The sequence below is a fragment of the Pseudomonas frederiksbergensis genome, assembly GCF_017114915.1.
Lineage (GTDB): Bacteria > Pseudomonadota > Gammaproteobacteria > Pseudomonadales > Pseudomonadaceae > Aquipseudomonas > Aquipseudomonas frederiksbergensis_I.
Genome location: NZ_JAAUOE010000005.1, coordinates 21,907 through 41,627, shown reverse-complemented (window position 1 = coordinate 41,627; position 19,721 = coordinate 21,907). Strand labels below are relative to the sequence as shown.

The window sequence follows — 19,721 nt, the reverse complement described above, 5'->3', positions numbered from 1 at the left end:
TTATCGGTTTTTTAGCCGATCGCCTGCAAGTGCACGGCAAAACGTTCCGCCAGCCAACGGGCCGCCGGGCCAAGGGGCTCGTCGCGGCGCCAGACCAGCTCCACAATCAATGCTGGCGGCGTCCATTCGCTCGACAGTTCGACCATCAGATTCTGGTACGCCGGGTACTGCACCACATGGCGCGGCAGCCAGGCCCAGCCGAGACCGCGCATCACCCATTCGGCCATCACATAGAAACTGTCGGCGCGCCAGACTTGTGGGCTGGCGGGCTCACTGCCGGGATAGACGCTGGACTGCGTAGACATCAGCAGCTGTCGATGCTGCGCCAATTGCTGGCAATCGACCTGCGTCTGCTTGGCCAATGGATGCCCCACGCCGCACACAGTGACCATTTCAACGCTGCCCAGCACTCGGCGTTCGAGGGCTTCGGGAATCTGCTCGTGATAAAACAGCAAGCCCAGGTCAGCCCGGCGCTCCACCAGTTTGCGCGCGACATCCCCTTGGGCGGCGCTGGTCAGCTGCACTTCGAGACTGGGAAATTGTTCGGCCAGGGCTTCGAAGCTTTCAACCACTGCCTGATAGGGCATCGCCTCGTCCTGAGCCACCCGCAGGCTCGCTTCCTGGCCGCGCATCATCGCCAGTGCCCGGCCGTTGAGGCGCTCACATTGGCGCAGCACTTCCCGCGCCTCCTCAAGCAGCGCGGTGCCGGCTTCGGTGAGTTTGGGCTGACGACCACTGCTGCGATCGAACAGGCTGACGCCCAGGTCCTCTTCCAGCAGCGCAATCGAACTGCTGACCGCCGACTGCGCCTTGCGCTGATCCCGCGCCACTGCGGAGAACGAACGCTGTTCCGCCACGCTGACAAACAGGCGCAGCTGCTCCAGATTCCATTGCATGTTCATGGCTCAACCCATCTTCAGAACAGATAGGTAATGACTTTACCGCATCTGGCGGATCTCTAGAATGCCGACCTCAGAAAGCAACACTTCACACGAGGATTGACCCATGACCGCTTACTACTACCTGGCCATCGCCATCTGCGCCGAAGTGATCGCCACCGTTTCGATGAAAGCGGTCAAAGGTATTAGCACGCCACTGCCGCTGTTGCTGGTCATCGTCGGTTACGGCATTGCTTTCTGGATGCTGACCCTGGTGGTGCGCAGCGTTCCGGTGGGCGTGGCCTACGCAGTGTGGGCCGGCATGGGCATCGTGATGGTCAGCGTCGCGGCGCTGTTTATCTACGGGCAGAAGCTGGATGTGCCGGCGATGCTGGGGATGGCGCTGATTGTGCTGGGGGTTGTGGTGATTCAGCTGTTCTCCAAAACAGCAGGGCACTGAAGCAGCGCAAGCTGCAAGCTGCAAGCTGCAAGCTGCAAGCTGCAAGCTGCAAGCAAAGGCGACACCCTCTCGCTTGTAACTTGCAGCTTGAAGCTTGAAACTTGCCGCTTCATTCCCTCTGAGGTCGCTGCATGCCATCCGTTATTTCCACCGACGTTCTGATTGTCGGCGCTGGTGTCGCCGGCCTCTGGCTGAATGCGCGCCTGCGCCGCCAGGGTTTTTCGACCGTGCTGGTGGAAAGCGCCAGCCTCGGCGGCGGGCAGAGCGTGAAGTCCCAGGGCATCATCCACGGCGGCGCCAAGTACGCGCTGCATGGCGCCCTGACCGGCGCTTCGGAAGCCATCGCCGACATGCCGCGGCGCTGGCGTGAAGCCCTGGCCGGTAACGGCGAGCTGGACCTGTCGGGCGTGCGTCTGCTGTCCGAAGCGCACTACCTCTGGTCCCCCGGCACCCTCGCCGGCAATCTCACCAGTTTTTTCGCCAGCAAAGCTGTGCGCGGGCGGGTCGATCAGGTCAAGGGCGAGCAACTGCCGCCAGCCCTGCAAGACAAGCGTTTCAAGGGCAAGGTCTATCGTCTGGCAGAACTGGTGGTCGACGTGCCGAGCCTGATCCGGCGCCTGGCCGATCTGGCCGGCGACGGCTTGCTGGCCGGCCAACACATCGAGCCGCTGCTGGAAAACGGCGAACTGGTCGGATTGAAAGTGGATGAGCGCGAGATCCGCGCCCAGCGCATCGTCCTCAGTGCCGGTGCCGGCACCGCCGACCTGCTCACGGCACTGGGCTTGAGCCAGCCGGCCATGCAGCGCCGTCCCCTGCACATGATCATCGTCAAAGGCCCTGGCCTCAAACCGCTGTACGCCCATTGCCTGGGTGGTGGGCCGAAGCCGCGCATCACCGTGACCACTCACCCCGCCGCCGATGGCCAATGGGTCTGGTACCTGGGTGGCGATATCGCCGAAGCCGAAGGCGTGGCCCGCGATCCTGCCGCGCAGATCGCCACCGCCCAGAAAGAACTGGGTCAACTGCTGCCATGGATCGACCTGAGCACCGCGCAGTGGGCGACCTTGCGGGTCGACCGCGCCGAGCCGCTGCAATCGGGCCTGACCCGCCCGGACAATGCCTTCCTCGCCGAGCAGGATCGTCTGCTGGTGGGCTGGCCAACCAAACTGGCCCTGGCGCCGGACTTCGCTGACCGCGTCATCGCCTCGCTGCAACGCGATGGCATCCAGCCGAGCCATCCGGCGCCACTGCCGGACCTGCCGAAACCGCCGATGGGCGAGCCTGCCTGGGAGCAACTGCTGCCATGAGCCAACCGACCCTGCACGACTTGCATCGCCCGTTGGGCAGCACCGGCCTGCTGGTATCGCCCCTGGGCCTGGGCACGGTCAAACTTGGCCGCGATCAAGGGGTGAAGTACCCCAATGGCTTCCAGATTCCCGGCGATGACGAAGCGCGCCGGCTGCTCAAACTCGCGCGCGACCTGGGCATCAACCTGATCGACACTGCGCCAGCCTATGGCCGCAGCGAAGAGCGTCTTGGCCCGTTGCTGCGGGGTCAACGTCAGGATTGGGTGATCGTCAGCAAGGTTGGCGAAGAGTTTGCCGACGGCCAGTCGCGCCATGACTTCAGCGCCGCGCATACGCGCCTGTCGGTGGAACGTAGCCTGCGACGTCTGGAAACGGATGTTATCGATCTGGTGTTGGTGCATTCCGACGGTAACGACCTGGCGATCCTCAATGACAGCGAGGTCTATGCGACCCTTGCCGAGCTCAAGGCCGAAGGCAAGATTCGCGGCTTCGGCTTCTCCGGCAAAACCGTCGAAGGTGGTTTGAAGGCTCTGGAACAAGGTGATTGCGCGATGGTCACCTACAATCTGAACGAACGGAACGAGAAGCCGGTCATTGACTATGCTGCTGCTCACGGCAAAGCGATTCTGGTCAAAAAAGCCTTGGCCAGCGGCCATGTTTGCCTGAGTCCGGGCGTGGATCCGGTGCGCGCCAGCTTCGAGTTGTTGTTTGAACACCCGGGCGTGGCCAGTGCTATTGTCGGCACCATCAATCCGCTGCACCTCGCCCACAACGTCGCGACCGTTGCCCAGGTCCTTCACAGGGCCTGTTGACGCTTGGTGGCGACCGCGACGCCGAACGTCAACAGACCCTAGCCATTGATGCCGCCCACACGGCCTTAAGCAGGAGCCGACATGTCGCGTATGCTGATCAGAAAGAACCCGAGCAACTTCAAGACTCTGCCGTTATTCGTCGAAGCAACGCCCGAAGGCTTGAGTTATCAGAGCGTCGGGATGCCGCTGAATTTCTCCCAGACCCTGCAACGTCGCCGCCCGGTGACGGTGGCCAACAGCGAGCGGTTTGCCCTGGAGCTGGCGAACCTCGGGGTCTCGGTGCGCCTGACCCTGCATTGGCAGAATCGCGATTACTGGGTGCTGGTGCGTCAGCGTCGGCAGGACCGTGGCGATGTGGTGCTCAAGCTGATCTCCGGTTACGTGCCGGCCCATGAGCTGAACCTGCCGCTGCACACGGCGACCCAGGAGATTGCCGAAGAGTGCCTGTTGGAAACCCCGGAAGGCTGGCTCAGCGGGCGCTTCAACGACACCTGGCTGCCAGCGCCCTACTCCTGCGCCCTGCATTACCGCGAGGCCTTGCCCTTTCGCCTGACGCCATTGTCCGGCTCGGCGCGCCCGGTGCGCTGCGCCAACATGCCGCTGATCGAACGCCCGCAGGCCTATGTGCATTTGCCGACCGCGTCGCTGCAACTGATCTACGATTTGCGCCTGGACGTGCCCAGGGAAGCCAAGTCCCTGAGCCTGTTTCATGTGGATGAACGACTGGAAGGCGATCAACTGGTGGCCCGGCTCGATCGCAAACGTCCTGACTTGTATCTGATGCCCTTGCAGGACGGTCAGCCGATGGCCGAGCTCTATACCCTGAAAAAGGATCAGCTATCCCCGGCGAGTACCCGGGGGTTGTATCTGGCGGAGAGTTTTGCCCGACAGGAAGGCTGGCTGGTGAAGGACGAGCGGATTCGCTGGAAGGATTGGGTGCGGCAACAGGGCTTGAGCCCACCGGGGAAGGATTCCGGCTTGGCCCGCTTGCACGGAAAAGCAAAGCAACTGCTGAAAAGAATCGTGCCGCGCAAAGCCGCACGCCCCTGATCGTTCCCATGCTCTGCGTGGGAATGCCTCTATGGACGCTCTGCGTCCGCTTTGAGACGCGGAGCGTCTCGGGCTGCGTTCCCACGCAGAGCGTGGGAACGATCAGACAATGACCGCGCCGCGTCAGTGATTTCGGATCTTCTCGACAATCGCCGTGGTCGAGCTGTTTTCCACCAGCCCGAGCACTTTCACGGTCCCGCCATAAGCGGTGACGATGTCCGCACCGACCACTTGGTCGATCCCGTAATCACCGCCCTTGACCAGTACGTCCGGCTTGACCTCGCGCAGCAGGTTTTCCGGGGTGCCTTCAGAGAAGCTGATCACCCAGTCCACTGCACCCAGACCTGCCAGTACCGCCATGCGACGGTCGACGCTGTTGATCGGACGCCCTGGCCCTTTCAAGCGGCTCACCGACGCATCATCGTTCACCGCCACGATCAGACGATCGCCTTGGGCCCGCGCCTGTTCGAGGTAGGTCACGTGGCCGGCATGCAGGATGTCGAAGCAGCCGTTGGTGAAGACGATTTTTTCTTTGTGCGCACGCGCGTCGTCAACCGCCAACAGCAACTGCTCGAGGCCCAGCACACCGCGCTCGGAGCCCTCTTCACGCTGGATCGCGCGACGCAGTTCCGGCGCGCTGATGGCCGCGGTACCGAGCTTGCCGACCACGATGCCCGCCGCCAGGTTGGCCAGGGCCACCGCGTGGGGCAGTTCTTCGCCAGCGGCGATCGCCGCCGCCAGGGTAGAAATCACCGTGTCGCCGGCGCCGGTCACGTCGAACACTTCACGGGCACGGGCCGGCAGGTGCAACGGCGGATGATCCGGGCGCAACAGCGTCATGCCGTGTTCGCCACGGGTCACCAGCAACGCGCCGAGGTCCAGGTCGTGCATCAATTGCGCGCCCTTGCTCACCAGTTCGTGCTCATCGGCGCAACCGCCGACGATGGTTTCGAACTCGCTGAGGTTCGGGGTGATCAGGCTCGCGCCACGGTAGATCGAGAAATCCTTGCCCTTGGGATCGGCCAGCACCGGAATGCCACGGGCACGGGCGGCCTGGATCAGCACCTGATGGTTTTTCAGCGCGCCTTTGCCGTAGTCGGACAGCACCAGCACCTTGATGCCTTCGAGCAATTCGTCGACCTGCTCGCCCAGCGCCAGGGCGTCGGTTGCGAAGGACTCTTCGAAGTCGATACGCAGCAATTGCTGGTGACGGCTCATGACCCGCAGCTTGACGATGGTCGGCTGGTGCGCAATGCGCTGGAACAACGCTCGTACACCAGCGCCCTCGAGGCTATTGGCCAGGCTGTCGGCCGCTTCGTCGTCACCGGTCACGCCAACCAGCGAGGCCGGCGCACCGAGTGCGGCAATGTTCAGGGCAACGTTGGCGGCACCGCCCGGGCGGTCTTCGATGTGCTCGACCTTGACTACCGGTACCGGCGCCTCAGGGGAAATCCGTGAGGTACCACCATGCCAGTAACGGTCGAGCATGACATCGCCGACCACCAAGACAGGGGCTTGATTGAATCGCGGCATGGACAACTTCATGGAGCAACCCACATACAAAATGAACAAGGGCGCGATATTAGCACAGGGTTGGCGCTGGCTTGCGTGACGGCTGCAACCGGATGAATCGGCTGAGATTTCTGTTCATTTATTGAGCAGAGATTGCGATAAACATATGGATACAGACCACCGGACGCGTTGCACGCCGGTAAATGCGAGGGTGAGCCAGACTCACCCTCGCATCGAAGTCAGGCGATGTCTTCAGCCGGGGCGTCGAGGCCCATGGCGTTCAGGCGGGCGTAGTAACCATTCTGCGCCAGAAGCTCGGCATGGGTGCCGCGCTCGACGATCCGCCCCTGATCCATGACCAGAATCAGATCGGCCTTCTCGATCGTCGATAACCGGTGAGCGATCACCAGGGTGGTTCGGCCTTTCATGACCTGATCCAGTGCGGCCTGAATATGCCGCTCGGATTCGGTATCGAGGGCCGAAGTGGCTTCGTCAAGGATCAGCAACGGCGCGTTCTTGAGCAGGGCGCGGGCAATCGCCAGACGCTGGCGCTGACCGCCGGACAGCAACACGCCATTCTCGCCGACCTGGGTGTCCAGGCCTTCGGGCAGCTGCGCGATGAAGTCCATCGCGTAGGCGTCTCTTGCCGCTTTCTCGATGTCTTCGCGGGGTGCGCCGGCCAGATCGCCATACGCAATGTTGTTGGCCACGGTGTCGCTGAACAGCGTCACATGCTGGGTCACCTGGGCGATGTGCTTGCGCAGGTTCAACAGTTTGTACTGTTCCACTTCAACGCCATCGATCAGGATCTCGCCCTTGTCGTGGTGATAGAAGCGCGGAATCAGGTTGGCCAGGGTCGACTTGCCGCTGCCCGAACGCCCCACCAACGCCACCATTTGCCCCGGCTCGACCGAGAAGCTGATGTCATCGAGCACCTGACGCTCGGTGCCCGGGTAGGTGAAGCTCAAGTGACGCACGTCCAGCCGACCGCTGACGGCATCGCGCTCGATGGTGCCGGTATCGACTTCGGGCTCGACGTCCAGTTGCTCGAAGATACTCTCAGCGCCGGCCACACCTTTCTGGATGGTCGAGCTGACTTCGGACAATTGGCGGATCGGCTTTGGCAGCAGGCCCGCCAGAGTGATGTAGGCCACCATGTCACCAGCGGACGCATCGCCGCGCAGGAACAACACCAGGAACATCAGCACCGCCATGGCGCTGTAGATCACCAGTTGCAGCAGCGGCGTATAGATGGCGCCGGTACGGGTCATGCGCAGTTGCTTGTCGGTATTGCCCTGGCTGGCGTTGAAGAAACGCTTTTCTTCATAGACTTCGCCGCCGAAGCTGCGCACCACGCGATAGCCCTGGATCGTTTCCGAGGCCACGTGGGTCACGTCACCCATGGCTGCCTGGATCTTTTTGCTCTGTTTGCGGAATTTCTTGCTGGCGGTACCCACCATCAAGGCGATCAACGGCAGGATCGCAACCATGACCAGCGTCAGGCGCCAATTCATGAACAGCAGCGAGGCGAACAGGAAGATCACTGTCATGCCTTCACGGATTACGACCTTGATCGCATCTGTAGCCGCCCCCGTGACCATGGTCACGTTGAAGGTGATGCGCGAAATCAGATGACCCGAGTTATGCTTGTCGAAGTAACGGTTGGGCAAGACCAGCAAGTTGTTGAACAACTGCACACGCAAGTCGTGGACCAGTCCGAGGGAAACCTTGGCCAGAAAGTAGTTGCCCAGATAAGATCCGAGCCCCTGCCACGCTGCTATCAGGATGATCAACAGAGGCACGGCCTGCAGCAGTTGCAGGTCACGCAGGTACGGTACGGTTGGAAACAGCACCGCTTCGGGGTTGGACAGTCCGTCGACAAAATACTTGAGGATGTACCCGAGCATTGGCTGAGTCGAAGCGAAAATCAGAAAACCGACAATGCTGATCAGGAACAGGCTGATGTACGGCCGGACATAGCCGAGCAGGCGGAAGTAGATTTTCAAGCTCGATGGGCTTGCGGAGAGACTGGAGTCGGTCATATCACGCGAATGTCGATAAAAAGGACGCTGACTTTAGCACAGCTTCTTCAGGGTTCTGGCAATCGCATAAAGGCTGTTATTGTTAAGCGTCATATTCAACATCAAATAGCCATCACTCCGAATGGCCGATCAACTTCAGGATTGAATTTTTCAGCATGCAACTCAGTGGTTTCAACAGCACGTCCAATCGAGCCTTCGATTTCATTTGCCTCTGGATTCTTCCACTCGGCTACTTCTTGCTCTTGTGCGCTCTGTTCTTTCTGCCGGGCCGCAGCCTGCATCACAAGCTTTTTTATGGCCTGTTCAGCATTCCATCGTTTATTGCCCTTTGCCTGCGTCCCCGTGAATTCAAAGAGTTGCTGCGCGAACCGATCTTCGTCGCGGCACTGCTGTTCGCCGTCTGGGCCTTGCTCAGCCTGAGCTGGGGGCCGCCGATGGAGCACAGCGTCGCTGGCCAGTTCAAACCCTCGTTGCACACACTGTTGCTGTTCGCTGGTTGCTACCTGCTGGTGCGCTACCGAAGCGAGATCGTCCAGCCCTTACTGTTCAGTGCCGCGATGGTCGGGCTGATTGCTTCAGTCTACAACCTGTTCATGTTTTCCCGCATTTACGAGCCGGGCATGCGCCTGATCGGGGGTGGCGCATTCGACAATCCACTGCTCAGTTCTCATGTATTCGGCTTCTTTTGTACCTACTGGCTGAGCTTGAGCATGACCTGCAAGCGTCGCAAAGTGCTCTGGCTGAGCATCCCGGCGATGGCGATCATGTTCGCCGCGGTGATCGCCACCGGCTCCAGAACCCCACTGGTTGCATTGACACTGGCTGCGCTCTGGCTGAGTTTCATCAGCTGGAACCGTCGCTCCTTTGTATTGCTGGGTGCCCTGTTGATCAGCGGCGCAGGGGTTGCCGTACTGTTTTCGCGGATGATCATCGAACGCGGCGACTCCTATCGCTTTGAAATCTGGCAGTTGGTCCTGGACAGAGTTGCCGATCACCCCTGGATCGGTCATGGCTACAACGCCAGCCTGACCCTCGACCCCGGCATCGGTTATACCTTGCAGGAGCCTCATAGCTTCGCCCTGGGTGTGCTCTATTACGTCGGTATTTTCGGTTTGCTGCCGTGGCTGTTCTTCCAGGTCTGGGGCTTGCTGAACAGCTGGCGGTATCGCCTGCAACCGCTGTTCATTATTGCCTCGACCTGGCTGGTATTTGGCATTGGCGCCGGTTTGACCGAAGGCGGCGGAATCATCTCCCGCCCCAAGGAGCACTGGTTCCTGCTGTGGATTCCGCTGGCGCTGATCGCGGCGTTGAGCATCAACCAGCGTGCCAGACGCCTGTTGGCCATGCCGGTCAAGACGTTGACGCCAACGGCCCTGCAACAGCTGACCGCCAGCGCCCAAGTGATCGAAGAGGACGGGCTCGGACCAAAAGTCCTGCGCCTGGTCGATGGCAGTTTCCTCAAGTTGTTCCGTCGCCGCCGCTGGTACACCTCGGGCAGCTTCAACCCCTATTCCGAACGTTTTGCCGCCAACAGCGAGCAATTGCGCAATCTGGGTATCCCGACCCCGCAAACTCTGGACTTGTATCGACTCAAGGACGGTAGCAGTGCCGTGCACTATTCACCGCTGCCGGGCAGCACTTTGCGTCAGGTTCTTCAAGGCATCACCGCGCCCGCGGTGCGTCAGGCGCTGGTTGAGCGTTTCGGCAAGTTCATGGCGCAGCTGCATGAACAAGGTGTCTATTTCCGGTCACTGCACCTGGGCAACGTACTGGTACTGGATGACGGCGAGTTCGGCCTGATCGATCTGGCGGACATGCGCATCTATCCGTCATCGCTGAGCCTGTCCCTGCGCAAGCGCAATCTGCGCCATATGCAGCGTTACACCGTGGATCGACGCTGGCTGTTCGAAGACCACTTTGACGCGCTACTTCAGGGCTACGCCGTGATGGCGTCGAAATCTGCCGTGGATAACCTGCACAGGCAAGTGCTGACTGGAAGTCATCCCGCCCGGGCTCATTAATGGTCGAAACCAACCCGCTCATTGCGCTGGCGGCCTACCTGCTGGCCATCGTGACCGCCGCCCTGTTGTTGCGCGCCGTTCCGAGAATTGCCCGACACCTCAGGCATTCCGGTGAAAGCCGCTATGCCAGCATTGATGGCTTGCGCGGTTACCTGGCTTTCGGCGTGTTCGTGCACCACTCGATCATTACCTGGATCTTCCTGCGGACCGGCGTGATCGCATTTCCGCCGAGCAATTTCTACTCGCAGCTCGGACAGGGCTGCGTCGCACTGTTTTTCATGATCACCGGTTTTCTGTTCTGGAGCCGACTGCTCAGCCAAGGTCGTCAATACGACTGGCTGGCCTTTGCCGTATCGCGGCTGTTTCGCCTTTACCCGCTGTACTTGCCGCTGATGCTGATCGTGTTTGTCACGGTGTTCTATCTGCAGAACTGGGAACTCAAGGAGCCGGCGAGCCGACTGCTCGGCCAGACACTGGCCTGGCTGACCTTCGACCGGCCGGACGTCAACCAATATCCGCAGACCGGCATGCTAATCTCCAACGTCACCTGGACGCTGGGCTACGAAGTATTCTTTTATCTGGCCCTGCCACTGGCCGCCATGGTGTTCATCTATCGCGGCAGCTGGCTGCAAGTGGGGTTGTGCCTGATCGGCATTTACGCCTTGTATCAATTGGTCGGCTGGGAGCACTCGCTGAAAAAACACTTCCTGGCCAGCTTCCTTGGCGGCATCGGCGCCGCGTACTGGATTCGCCGACCGCCTCTGGTGGCCTGGAGTCAGACCCGACTGGCAGGGATCATCGCACTGATAGCGCTGGCGATTGCATTTACAGCCTTCAACCGCGCGTTCAGCCTGATGCCGTTACTGCTGCTCTCGCTGTTTTTTGTGGTCGTGGCGTCTGGCAACACGTTATTCAGTGCCCTGAAACCACGCAGCATCCGCTGGCTCGGAGAAATCAGCTACAGCACTTACCTGTTGCATGGTTTCGTCCTCTGGATGATGGTGCAGCGCCTGCCGCCAGTGCTTGGGCTGGACGTTCGTGACACCTGGACCTTCCTGCCGGTGCTCGCCCTGTGCAGCTGCCTGCTGATTGTCGTCAGCAGCCTGACATTCCTGTACATCGAACAGCCGGGCATGACTGCCGGCAAGAACGTCTTGCAGTGGTTGCGCCAGCATAGAAAAGGCGAAAAGCGTCTGGCGCAGAAGATCGCTCGCTGAACCTGAGCGATCTTCCAGAGCGAATTCAGTCTTTTTCCAGCGGCGAGAAATACAGCCGCCCCAGACCGCGCCAGGTCTTCTTGTTCCAGGCCTTGAGCGGTATCTGCGCCAGCAGTTCGCGCGCCAGCTTGCGGTCGCGATTAGAGGTTTTCAGGAACATCGAGCTGAGGAATTTGTAGCGTACCTCGTCATACAGCGGATGATCGCTGAACAACGCGTAGGAGCGCAGGATGTTGTCGATCATGAAGCGGTTATTCTTGTAGGAGTTGGTGGCGTGCTTGCGATAGCGCGCCATCAGCACATTCAGGCCATCGATGAAGTAACCGGCGCGGGTCACCTTCAACTCAATCAGCAAGTCCTCCAGGCGAATGTTCGGATCGAAGCCACCTACCTTGTCCAGCGCTTCGCGGCGGATCATCAGGGTTGGCGCCGGCGGATAAGGCTTGCGCTCCAGGAACATGTCATCGAAGTCCAGGCGACGGAACGGTACATCGCGGCGCTGGCGCTTCTCCGGGTAGAGGTTGCCGTCGGCGTCGATCAGTTCGATGTTGCCGGCGCAGATCCCGACTTCGGGTTTGCCATCCATATATGCTACCTGGGTGGCTATGCGCTCCGGCAGCATGATGTCATCGGAGCCGAACGGCACGATCAAACTGCCCTTTGAGCGCGCAATCGCGCCATTGAGGGTGTTGGTCAGCCCCTGGTTCCGCTGGACCCGAAAATCGAAGCCGTGCTGCGCCTGCAAGGCATTGATCCGCTCGACGCTGTCATCGCTGGAGCCGTCATCGATGACCAGCAACTCGATATTTCTATAGGTCTGGTTGAGGACGCTGAGAATGCTTTCCTCGATATAACGACCGTGGTTGTACGACGCGATGATGACCGTGACGAGGGGTTGCGCGTCGCTCATGGTTGTTCCTTGCGGGCTTGGCTCAAGCCGGAGTCGATCAGGTTCAGGTACTCCTGACGGAACACCTCGATGTCATGTTGTTCCTGGAGATAACGGTAGGCCTGTTCACCCTTGGCCTTGAGCTCGTCGTCCGACAGCCCGAGGTAGTTGTCCAGTGCCGTGACCAGCGTCGGCACGTCCGCCGGGGTAATTGCCAGACCGCCCGCGCCCTGAATCAGCGGCAACATGGCCGGCACGTTCGAGGCGATCACCGGCAGGTGCCCGCTCATGCCCTCGAGCAATGCCAGTCCCAGGCCTTCGGCCAGGGATGGCATGGTCCAGATGTCGAACGCACGAACATATTGCAAGGCGTTTTCCTTGAAACCCAGCAAATGCGCGCGACCGCTCAGCCCCAGGCGTTCGATCTCGGCGGCCAGGCGCGATTCTTCACGCCCCGCGCCGATGATTGCCAGTTGAGTGTTCGGGTATTTGTCCTTGAGCGTGGCGAAGGCCTGCAACAGATAGGTGTGGCCCTTGACCGGCACCAATCGGCCCAACGCGCCGATCAGCCGCACCGACGGATCGATGCCCAACAACTCGCGGGCACGCTCGCGGCTGTGCTGCAAACCTTCAGCCTGTTCGATGTCGATGGCATTGGTGATCGCGTAGGTATTCTGGTCGGTAAAGCCGCAGTCGCAATCGAGCAGGTACTGTTTGACCGCTGGCGACACGCCGACGAAACGCCAGTGGCGATCGATCAGGCGTTGGGTCTGGCGGCGCCGGTAAAACCGGTCGTACTCGCCAAAACCGTGGGAGATGCCGATGCACAGCGGAACTTTCAACCAGCGGTTGAGCGCCAGCATCATGTTCACCGGTTTGAACCGGTTGCAAATCACCACGTCGAATTTTTCTTTGCGGCAGAGCTTGTACAACTGCCACATCGCGCGCAGGCGCATGCCCTTGAGGGACTTTTCGGAAAACTCGAAATACACCGAACGGTCGGCGCGACTCACCGCCTCGCCAGGCCCGGGCTTACCGCGCAGGAACGCTGCGGTCACCTCATAGCGATCGCTCGGCAGAGCTTTGACGATTTGCTCCGCAAGGTCGGCAAAATCATGGGCTTTGACGTTGTAGTCAGGCTGCAATTGCAGAACCTTTGACCGTTGACTCATAACTCTCCCCGGTGAAAACCAGTCGCATCGATGACCCAGGCCGGCTCGGCGGCGATGCGCCTGATCTCGGCCGGATCGGGTGGGGGCAACCGTGACCATTCGTTGCGTTTCCAGCAGACGAAGTGGAAATACGGAAACAGGCGATCGCCATCGCGATCGTTACTCAGGCAGCCATTGCGCCAATACCAGCGATGCGGAAAATCATCCGTGCCGTCGTGCCACTTGATGCAACCACCCGGGGTACTGAATGCCTCGGTGAATTCGCTGCGACGACGCCAGGGATTGAACTTGCCCACCAGTGAGAACAACGGTTCGGGGAAATTCTTGCGCCAGAGGAAGATCCGGCTGAATGCGCCTTCGTCCAGGGCGTGATGCGCCTGATCGGTAAAGCGTGCTTGCCAGTCTTTGATCTGCATGAACAACTCACGCTTGCGAGCAGTGTTGCGCATCAGGCAGAGATGGCCCGCCACCCGCCGTTCGTGGGTGGAGAACAGGTCATAACTGGCCAGCCGATCAGCGGTGAAATATCTTCGCAGGTCACCAAATACCAGATCGATATCGCCGAACGCCCAGAAATCATAGCCTTGCAGACGGTCGACATGAATATGCCCCAGCGCCGGCTTGATGTCGCAGAGCTTGTAAGGCGCATGCGGCGCAAAGTCGATGTTCAGTCGCCGCGACACCAGCGCGCAGTACTCGCGAAAGCTCATGGCTTCAACAGTCACGTTGGGCGGCAGATTCTCGGGAGTGCCACAGTCACTGAACAGCAGCCAGTCGATATCGGGGTTGCGTCGGCAACTCTCGAGGAAAAACGGCATCCAGAACGGCCAATGACCGAAATACGGGATCAGGAACAGAATACGCGGGCATGGATTGATCACAGAACTACTCACTGCTGCTTGGATACGCCGCCATGCTAGGGGACGTGGCGCTTCACTTCTGCCTCACAGATGTTTCATCATGCTTCAGAACCCAAAACAACTCATGGCGTCTAACCGCCTTGCGAAAAAACTCATTCTCTCCATAGATGGGTGGCACTCTACGGGCCAACAGCCACTGTATCAACCGCCGCAAACGGCGCTTGAACGGCATGGGCGGTTGCAGGTCGTGCATCATACCCAACGCCATGGCTTTATCACGCTGACGCGCCAAAGGCATCGGCAGGCAGCAGGGCTGCATCGGCGCTGTCGAATCGAACACCGGCGGCAGCGCGATGCCATGACCCGCATCCCCCATTGGCCAACGATCATTGTCATGCAGATGGTTGGCATAGCCAAGCACGGTGGTCGGCTGCCACTCCAGCCCGCTCAATGCTTCGAGAACCGCTGCCTGGGCACAGATGTGATCCGGGTGCGGGTCGAGGGTCGGGTGCGGCAGCACGATCACTTGCGGACGCGCCTTCAGCAGCAGTTCACGCAGATCGGCCAGTAAATTATTCCAGGTCGGCGCACCGTCGACATCGCCCGGCAGGGTAAATGGATTCAACTGACGAAACAGTCGGGTATCGCTCAAATCCGCTTCCCGCGACCCCACCGGTTGAGCGGGCGCAGCCTGCATCGTCGCCAGTTGCAGACAGAAGTACCCCAACTGCACGCAATGAGCCTCGGGCACCCCGGCCCATCGCGGCACAGCGATGCTGTCCCAGGCCCGCAAACGGCCCTTGAGACGAGCCGCCTCGACCGTGTTCAGGCCCATCTGTTGATAATGTCCAGCTTCGATTTCACCGGCGGTCAGGGTGACGATCCAGGCTTCGTCGGCCTGGCTGTACAAACCGTAGGCGGCCAATTCGGCGTCGTCGGCGTGAGGCGCAATGACCATCACTCGCTGACGACGGTAATCCGGTTGCTCGAACGCCCAGAGCACGGGCTCGCCAAGCAATCGGCAGAAACGCCCGCGCACCCGCAGTTCACCTTGCGACAGAGCGTGCGCCTGACCACTGAGATTGAGGTAACGCAGGCCGTTTACACCGCGCTCGAAGGTTTGCCGGTCGGGATTATCCCCCCCCACCAACTCGACCACCGGATCGATAAAACGCCCCAGCCAAGTGCTTTTCACCCGCAACGCCAGCACCAGGGTCGCGTCATCGACCAGCATCACGCCCTCATCCAGCCGCAACCGTTCACCGTCCAGATGAATTTTCGGCTGCGGTGTGTACGGCGGGAAGTTGTATTGGTAATCGTCTTTGGGCGAATAAAACAGATGGTCGGCGAACCACGCCTCGTGGGCGATCCAGCCCAGCACCGCCAGCACCAGCGGCAGCCACCAGGCCACCAGCACGCCGATCGAGATCAGCAGCATCAGCGCAATCAACAGACCGATGCGTTTGTTGCGCCGATGGCGCTTGAGCAGTTGCTGTTTGCGGCTCATGGGTGGGCTCATACGGTGAAGACCGGCACTGAGTTGCACCAGCGGTCCTTGTACTCACGGTCGGTTCGACCGAAGGAAAACCGCAGGGGTTTATCCAATGCGCGTGCATGCTCCCAGGCACTTTGGGTGTTAAGGAAACTCAGCACGCTGCCAGGGCTGAAGTCGCGGGTCTCGGGATCGACACCGCCATTGACGTACTCGACGCTGATCCATTGCGGCGCCTCGACGCGGTACACCAGTTGAGTCGCAATTGGCGCACCGTTGAGGAAAATCACCGAGCCGATCATCAACTCGCGCAACAGCTCGATCACCTCGCCCATGCGCGCGGCGCCAGTGGCCGCAAAGCCCCAGCGACGCTGGAACAGGTCGCAATAGATCGCCGCCAGTTCACTGCTGGAAAACTCGGTAACCGGCCTCACCACGCCGCCCGCCTCTTCCAGCAGGCGCAACTCGCGGCGCTGGTTGTAGCGAAACTTCTTCGACAACTCTTCAGGGGTGCGGGCCAGCGCCAGTTGTTCAGCCTGCAGCTTGATGCCGGTGAAACGGCCTTCGCTCAGTGCCGACAGGTAACGCCCGCGATGGCGCAGCGGCGCCTGGGCATCAGCGGCGGCCGGCAGGATCAACTCGGCATTGCCGAGGTCGAACAGGCCCTTTTTACCCGTGCGCTTGAGCACGTCCTTGGACAGCGCCAGGTCGCGCCCCCAGGTCGGGATGGCGGCTTTCACTTCGCCGTCCTGCTCCCAGGCCAGGTAGCGCACCGGAATGTCGGCCAACTGTGCCAGACGTTCGACCACCAGAGGATGAGTCGCGACGCTGCCGCCAAAACGTTGCCAGGCCTGTGCATAAGTCGAGGCGTCGACCTGCACCCAGCCACGTTCGCGCCAGCCTTGAAATCGGTTGAGCATCAGCCCCTCGGTGCCAGTTCGGTGACGTGCGGCAAATGCCAGAAAGCATCGCGCACCGCGCGATCGGAGAAGCGCTCACGCAAGCGGTCGAACATCAGCTCGGCACACTGGCGACGCTGCTGCTCGTCCATCGCGGCCAGATGTTGCAGCCCTTGAGCCAGGTGCCCGGCATCGCCCAGCGGAAACAGAATGCCTACGCCTTCGACCACTTCCCTGGCCCCACCGCACGCAGTGGAGAGCAACGGCACACCGGCGGCCATGGCCTCCAGCAATACCATGCCGAACGGTTCGTGATCGGAACTCAAGGCAAACACATCGAAAGCGCGGAAGTAACGACGCGCCTCGGGCACCTGGCCGAGGAACAGCACGCGATCGCCAATACCCAATTCGCGCGCCAGGGCCTTGAGGTCCTGTTCCAGCCGACCGCTGCCAAGGATCACCAACTGACTGTTGGCCGGCAACCCCGGCAATGCCGTGGCAAAACCATGCAGCAGGGTCGTCTGATCCTTGTCCGGATGCAGGCGCCCGACGTTGCCGACAATCCAGGCATCCATCGACAGACCCAGGGTTTCCCGGGCCTCGCGGACCGACACCTGACTGGTCTGCAAGGCCTGCACATCGATACGGTTATAAAGCGTCTGAATCCGCCCCTGCGGCCATTTCGGCAAGCAACGGCGCATGTCGTCACGCACCGCATCGGAAACCCCGAGCAGGCTCAGGCGCTTGCGGAAAATATGCGCGAACAGTTTGCGGCTGCCGCGCTGATAATCGCCAAACGCGTGATGCACGCCAATGACCGGCAACGAAGTGCCGAGCAAGGCGATGTAGATCGGTTTGAAACGGTGAGCGATGCAGAAACTGAAATTGCGCGAGGCGGCGATCTTGCGCAGATCGCCGATGGCGCCCAGCTTCAGGCCACGAATGGCCTTGGAGCTGTATTCCATGAACAGCACTTCATCGGACGCACAGTTCGCGGCGACTTCGGCATCTGCGGCCCCGGTCAGAAACACCGTGGTCACTCGATAACCGGTCCCCGCGAACAGGCTGGCGTACTGCCGGGCGCAGTCCAGAAACGGCCCGTCATAGCCGTGACAGAACTGCAGCACATGGCGTTCAGCCGAGCGAGTCATAAGCGTCCGCGCCGTCTTTGACCACCAGAATGTCTTCCATGATCAGGTACTGCAGGTCGGAACCGAAGAACATGTTCAAGGCGTCGGTCGGCGAGCAGATCATCGGCTCGCCACGACGGTTGAGCGAGGTGTTCAGCGATACACCGTTGCCGGTCAGCACTTCCAGCGCCTTCATCATGTCGTAGTAGCGCGGGTTGTATTCGCGCTTGAGCACCTGGGCCCGGGAGGTACCGTCTTCATGGACGACTTCCGGCACGCGGGTTTTCCACTCTTCAGCCACTTCGAAGGTGAAGGTCATGAACGGTGCCGGGTGATCGATCTTGATCATTTGCGGCGCAACGGTGTCGAGCATCGACGGGCAGAAAGGCCTCCAGCGCTCGCGGAACTTGATCTGATGGTTGATACGGTCCGCCACGCCGGCCACGCTCGGGCAGCCAATGATCGAACGACCGCCCAAGGCACGCGGACCGAACTCCATGCGGCCCTGGAACCAGGCCACCGGGTTGCCATCGACCATGATTTTGGCGATCTGCTCCGGCATGTTGTCGAGCTTGCGCCACTTTGGCTTGTCGGCGTGACGGGCGCAGGCCGCGATCACGTCTTCATTGCTGTAGGACGGGCCGAGGTAGACGTGCTCCATCTTCTCGACCGGTACACCACGAGCATGAGACACGTAAGCGGCCGCACCCACCGCGGTACCGGCATCGCCGGACGCTGGCTGCACGAACAGCTCTTTGATGTCGTCGCGGGCAATGATTTTCTGGTTGAGCTTGACGTTCAGCGCACAGCCACCGGCGAAGGCCAGTTTGCCGGTTTCCTTGAGCACATCGCCCAGGTAGTGGTCGATCATCTGCAACGCCAGTTTCTCGAACAGCGCTTGCATGCTCGCGGCGTAGTGAATGTACGGCTCGTCGGCGATGTCGCCTTCGCGCTTGGGGCCCAGCCATTCGATCAGCTTCGGCGAGAAGTAGAAACCCTTGCCCTTCTCTTTATAACGACGCAGGCCGATGACGTTGGCGTAGTCGGTATTGATCACCAACTCACCGTTCTCGAACGAGGCCAGGCGCGAGAAGTCGTATTTGCTGGCGTCGCCGTACGGTGCCATGCCCATGACCTTGAACTCACCGTCGAGCATCTCGAAACCGAGGAACTCGGTGATCGCGCCGTACAGGCCGCCGAGGGAGTCCGGATCGAAGAATTCCTTGATCTTGTGGATCTTGCCGTTTTCGCCGTAACCGAAGAAGGTCGTGGCGTACTCACCCTTGCCGTCGATCCCCAGGATCGCGGTTTTTTCTTTGAAACCGGAGCAGTGATAGGCGCTGGAGGCGTGAGCCAGGTGGTGCTCGACCGGCTCGATCTTGATCTTTTTCGGATCGAAGCCCAATTGCTCGAGGCACCAGACAATTTTGTTGCGATAGCGCTTGTAGCGACGATTGCCCATCAGGATCGCATCGAGGGCGCGGTCCGGGGCGTACCAGTAACGCTTGGCGTAGTGCCAGCGAGCCTTGCCGAACAGGCTGATCGGTGCGAATGGAATCGCCACCACGTCAACGTCGGACGGCTTGATGCCCGCCTGCTCGAGGCAGAACTTCGCCGATTCGTAAGGCATGCGGTTCTTTGCGTGTTTATCGCGCACGAAGCGCTCTTCTTCAGCCGCCGCGACCAGCTTGCCGTCGATATACAGGGCTGCGGAAGGATCATGGCTAAGGGCGCCGGACAGGCCAAGAATCGTCAATGCCACAGGGGTCTAGCCTCTTTAGTCTGCATGCAGGCGCAACGCGCCTCAAAAATTAATGTGCCCTCGCAAGGGGCGAGAGACAGCTAAAGGGCGGGATTATAGCTTAAAAGCGGCGGCAAGCCTCTAGCGGGAAGTGGCAGGCTGGCGCGTTGACAGATCAAGGACCTCGACATAGACTCCTGCGCAAATGGACTGGGGGATCCCGGTCGGCGTTGTGGCCT

General features: G+C 60.5%; 16 protein-coding genes. 6 read left to right on the top strand and 10 right to left on the bottom strand.

The features are described 5' to 3' along the window. Positions 1–11: 11 nt before the first annotated feature. Positions 12–902, bottom strand: a complete 891-nt coding sequence (locus HCU66_RS05565) for a LysR family transcriptional regulator (RefSeq protein WP_205887536.1) — start codon at positions 900–902, stop codon at positions 12–14. A 103-nt stretch (positions 903–1,005) separates the two neighbouring features. Between HCU66_RS05565 and HCU66_RS05560 the strand changes: the two genes are divergently transcribed. The 4 genes from HCU66_RS05560 to HCU66_RS05545 all read left to right on the top strand — a co-directional run bounded on the left by HCU66_RS05560 (position 1,006) and on the right by HCU66_RS05545 (position 4,507). Further along, entirely contained in the window at positions 1,006–1,338 is a 333-nt protein-coding gene (locus tag HCU66_RS05560) for a DMT family transporter (protein WP_007902582.1), read from the top strand. 131 nt (positions 1,339–1,469) lie between these two features. After that, the gene (locus tag HCU66_RS05555; protein ID WP_205887535.1) at positions 1,470–2,645 is read left to right on the top strand and encodes an NAD(P)/FAD-dependent oxidoreductase; all 1,176 of its coding nucleotides are present in this window, start codon (positions 1,470–1,472) and stop codon (positions 2,643–2,645) included. Next, a complete protein-coding gene (locus tag HCU66_RS05550) occupies positions 2,642–3,457 on the top strand; it encodes an aldo/keto reductase (protein ID WP_205887534.1) in 816 nt (271 codons plus the stop codon). Before HCU66_RS05555 ends, HCU66_RS05550 begins: the two co-directional genes overlap by 4 nt. A gap of 81 nt (positions 3,458–3,538) precedes the next feature. Further along, positions 3,539–4,507 (top strand): metal ABC transporter ATPase, encoded by a 969-nt coding sequence (locus HCU66_RS05545; RefSeq protein WP_205887533.1) that lies wholly within the window; start codon positions 3,539–3,541, stop codon positions 4,505–4,507. Between the two features lie 123 nt (positions 4,508–4,630). On the opposite strand, the gene hldE is transcribed toward HCU66_RS05545, so the two are convergent. Then, on the bottom strand, positions 4,631–6,052 hold the full coding sequence (gene hldE / locus HCU66_RS05540; protein ID WP_205887532.1) for a bifunctional D-glycero-beta-D-manno-heptose-7-phosphate kinase/D-glycero-beta-D-manno-heptose 1-phosphate adenylyltransferase HldE: 1,422 nt from the start codon (positions 6,050–6,052) through the stop codon (positions 4,631–4,633). A gap of 206 nt (positions 6,053–6,258) precedes the next feature. Beyond that, positions 6,259–8,061 (bottom strand): lipid A export permease/ATP-binding protein MsbA, encoded by a 1,803-nt coding sequence (gene msbA, locus HCU66_RS05535; RefSeq protein WP_205887531.1) that lies wholly within the window; start codon positions 8,059–8,061, stop codon positions 6,259–6,261. 155 nt (positions 8,062–8,216) lie between these two features. Here msbA and HCU66_RS05530 point away from each other — a divergent pair, with 155 nt between their 5' ends. Continuing rightward, positions 8,217–10,082 carry a bifunctional O-antigen ligase/aminoglycoside phosphotransferase family protein gene (locus HCU66_RS05530; RefSeq protein ID WP_205887530.1) on the top strand — a complete coding sequence of 622 codons (1,866 nt, stop codon included), beginning with the start codon at positions 8,217–8,219 and terminating at the stop codon, positions 10,080–10,082. Next, complete coding sequence (locus tag HCU66_RS05525) at positions 10,082–11,299, top strand: acyltransferase family protein (protein WP_205887529.1); 1,218 nt, start codon at positions 10,082–10,084, stop codon at positions 11,297–11,299. Before HCU66_RS05530 ends, HCU66_RS05525 begins: the two co-directional genes overlap by 1 nt. 25 nt (positions 11,300–11,324) lie before the next feature. Here HCU66_RS05525 and HCU66_RS05520 read toward each other — a convergent pair whose 3' ends face one another. The 7 genes from HCU66_RS05520 to HCU66_RS05490 are packed head-to-tail and all read right to left on the bottom strand — an operon-like array spanning position 11,325 to position 19,503. Next, positions 11,325–12,209, bottom strand: a complete 885-nt coding sequence (locus HCU66_RS05520; protein WP_205887528.1) for a glycosyltransferase — start codon at positions 12,207–12,209, stop codon at positions 11,325–11,327. Further along, on the bottom strand, positions 12,206–13,360 hold the full coding sequence (locus HCU66_RS05515; protein WP_205887527.1) for a glycosyltransferase family 4 protein: 1,155 nt from the start codon (positions 13,358–13,360) through the stop codon (positions 12,206–12,208). The genes HCU66_RS05520 and HCU66_RS05515 overlap by 4 nt, the downstream gene beginning before the upstream one ends. Next, positions 13,357–14,241, bottom strand: a complete 885-nt coding sequence (locus HCU66_RS05510) for a DUF6625 family protein (RefSeq protein WP_205887526.1) — start codon at positions 14,239–14,241, stop codon at positions 13,357–13,359. Before HCU66_RS05510 ends, HCU66_RS05515 begins: the two co-directional genes overlap by 4 nt. A 52-nt stretch (positions 14,242–14,293) precedes the next feature. Continuing rightward, entirely contained in the window at positions 14,294–15,727 is a 1,434-nt protein-coding gene (locus tag HCU66_RS05505) for a PIG-L deacetylase family protein (protein WP_205887525.1), read from the bottom strand. Positions 15,728–15,735: 8 nt separating this feature from the next. Next, positions 15,736–16,632 (bottom strand): antimicrobial resistance protein Mig-14, encoded by an 897-nt coding sequence (locus HCU66_RS05500; RefSeq protein WP_205887524.1) that lies wholly within the window; start codon positions 16,630–16,632, stop codon positions 15,736–15,738. Beyond that, on the bottom strand, positions 16,632–17,762 hold the full coding sequence (locus tag HCU66_RS05495; protein WP_205887523.1) for a glycosyltransferase: 1,131 nt from the start codon (positions 17,760–17,762) through the stop codon (positions 16,632–16,634). Before HCU66_RS05495 ends, HCU66_RS05500 begins: the two co-directional genes overlap by 1 nt. Further along, complete coding sequence (locus HCU66_RS05490) at positions 17,746–19,503, bottom strand: carbamoyltransferase C-terminal domain-containing protein (RefSeq protein ID WP_205887522.1); 1,758 nt, start codon at positions 19,501–19,503, stop codon at positions 17,746–17,748. Before HCU66_RS05490 ends, HCU66_RS05495 begins: the two co-directional genes overlap by 17 nt. Positions 19,504–19,721 lie beyond the last annotated feature (218 nt).

Bases quoted from the DNA above. Each gene is read 5' to 3' on its own strand.
- HCU66_RS05565 (WP_205887536.1), bottom strand. From the start codon at position 902: ATGAACATGCAATGGAATCTGGAGCAGCTGCGCCTGTTTGTCAGCGTG.
- HCU66_RS05560 (WP_007902582.1), top strand. From the start codon at position 1,006: ATGACCGCTTACTACTACCTGGCCATCGCCATCTGCGCCGAAGTGATC.
- HCU66_RS05555 (WP_205887535.1), top strand. From the start codon at position 1,470: ATGCCATCCGTTATTTCCACCGACGTTCTGATTGTCGGCGCTGGTGTC.
- HCU66_RS05550 (WP_205887534.1), top strand. From the start codon at position 2,642: ATGAGCCAACCGACCCTGCACGACTTGCATCGCCCGTTGGGCAGCACC.
- HCU66_RS05545 (WP_205887533.1), top strand. From the start codon at position 3,539: ATGTCGCGTATGCTGATCAGAAAGAACCCGAGCAACTTCAAGACTCTG.
- hldE (WP_205887532.1), bottom strand. From the start codon at position 6,052: ATGAAGTTGTCCATGCCGCGATTCAATCAAGCCCCTGTCTTGGTGGTC.
- msbA (WP_205887531.1), bottom strand. From the start codon at position 8,061: ATGACCGACTCCAGTCTCTCCGCAAGCCCATCGAGCTTGAAAATCTAC.
- HCU66_RS05530 (WP_205887530.1), top strand. From the start codon at position 8,217: ATGCAACTCAGTGGTTTCAACAGCACGTCCAATCGAGCCTTCGATTTC.
- HCU66_RS05525 (WP_205887529.1), top strand. From the start codon at position 10,082: ATGGTCGAAACCAACCCGCTCATTGCGCTGGCGGCCTACCTGCTGGCC.
- HCU66_RS05520 (WP_205887528.1), bottom strand. From the start codon at position 12,209: ATGAGCGACGCGCAACCCCTCGTCACGGTCATCATCGCGTCGTACAAC.
- HCU66_RS05515 (WP_205887527.1), bottom strand. From the start codon at position 13,360: ATGAGTCAACGGTCAAAGGTTCTGCAATTGCAGCCTGACTACAACGTC.
- HCU66_RS05505 (WP_205887525.1), bottom strand. From the start codon at position 15,727: ATGAGCCGCAAACAGCAACTGCTCAAGCGCCATCGGCGCAACAAACGC.
- HCU66_RS05500 (WP_205887524.1), bottom strand. From the start codon at position 16,632: ATGCTCAACCGATTTCAAGGCTGGCGCGAACGTGGCTGGGTGCAGGTC.
- HCU66_RS05495 (WP_205887523.1), bottom strand. From the start codon at position 17,762: ATGACTCGCTCGGCTGAACGCCATGTGCTGCAGTTCTGTCACGGCTAT.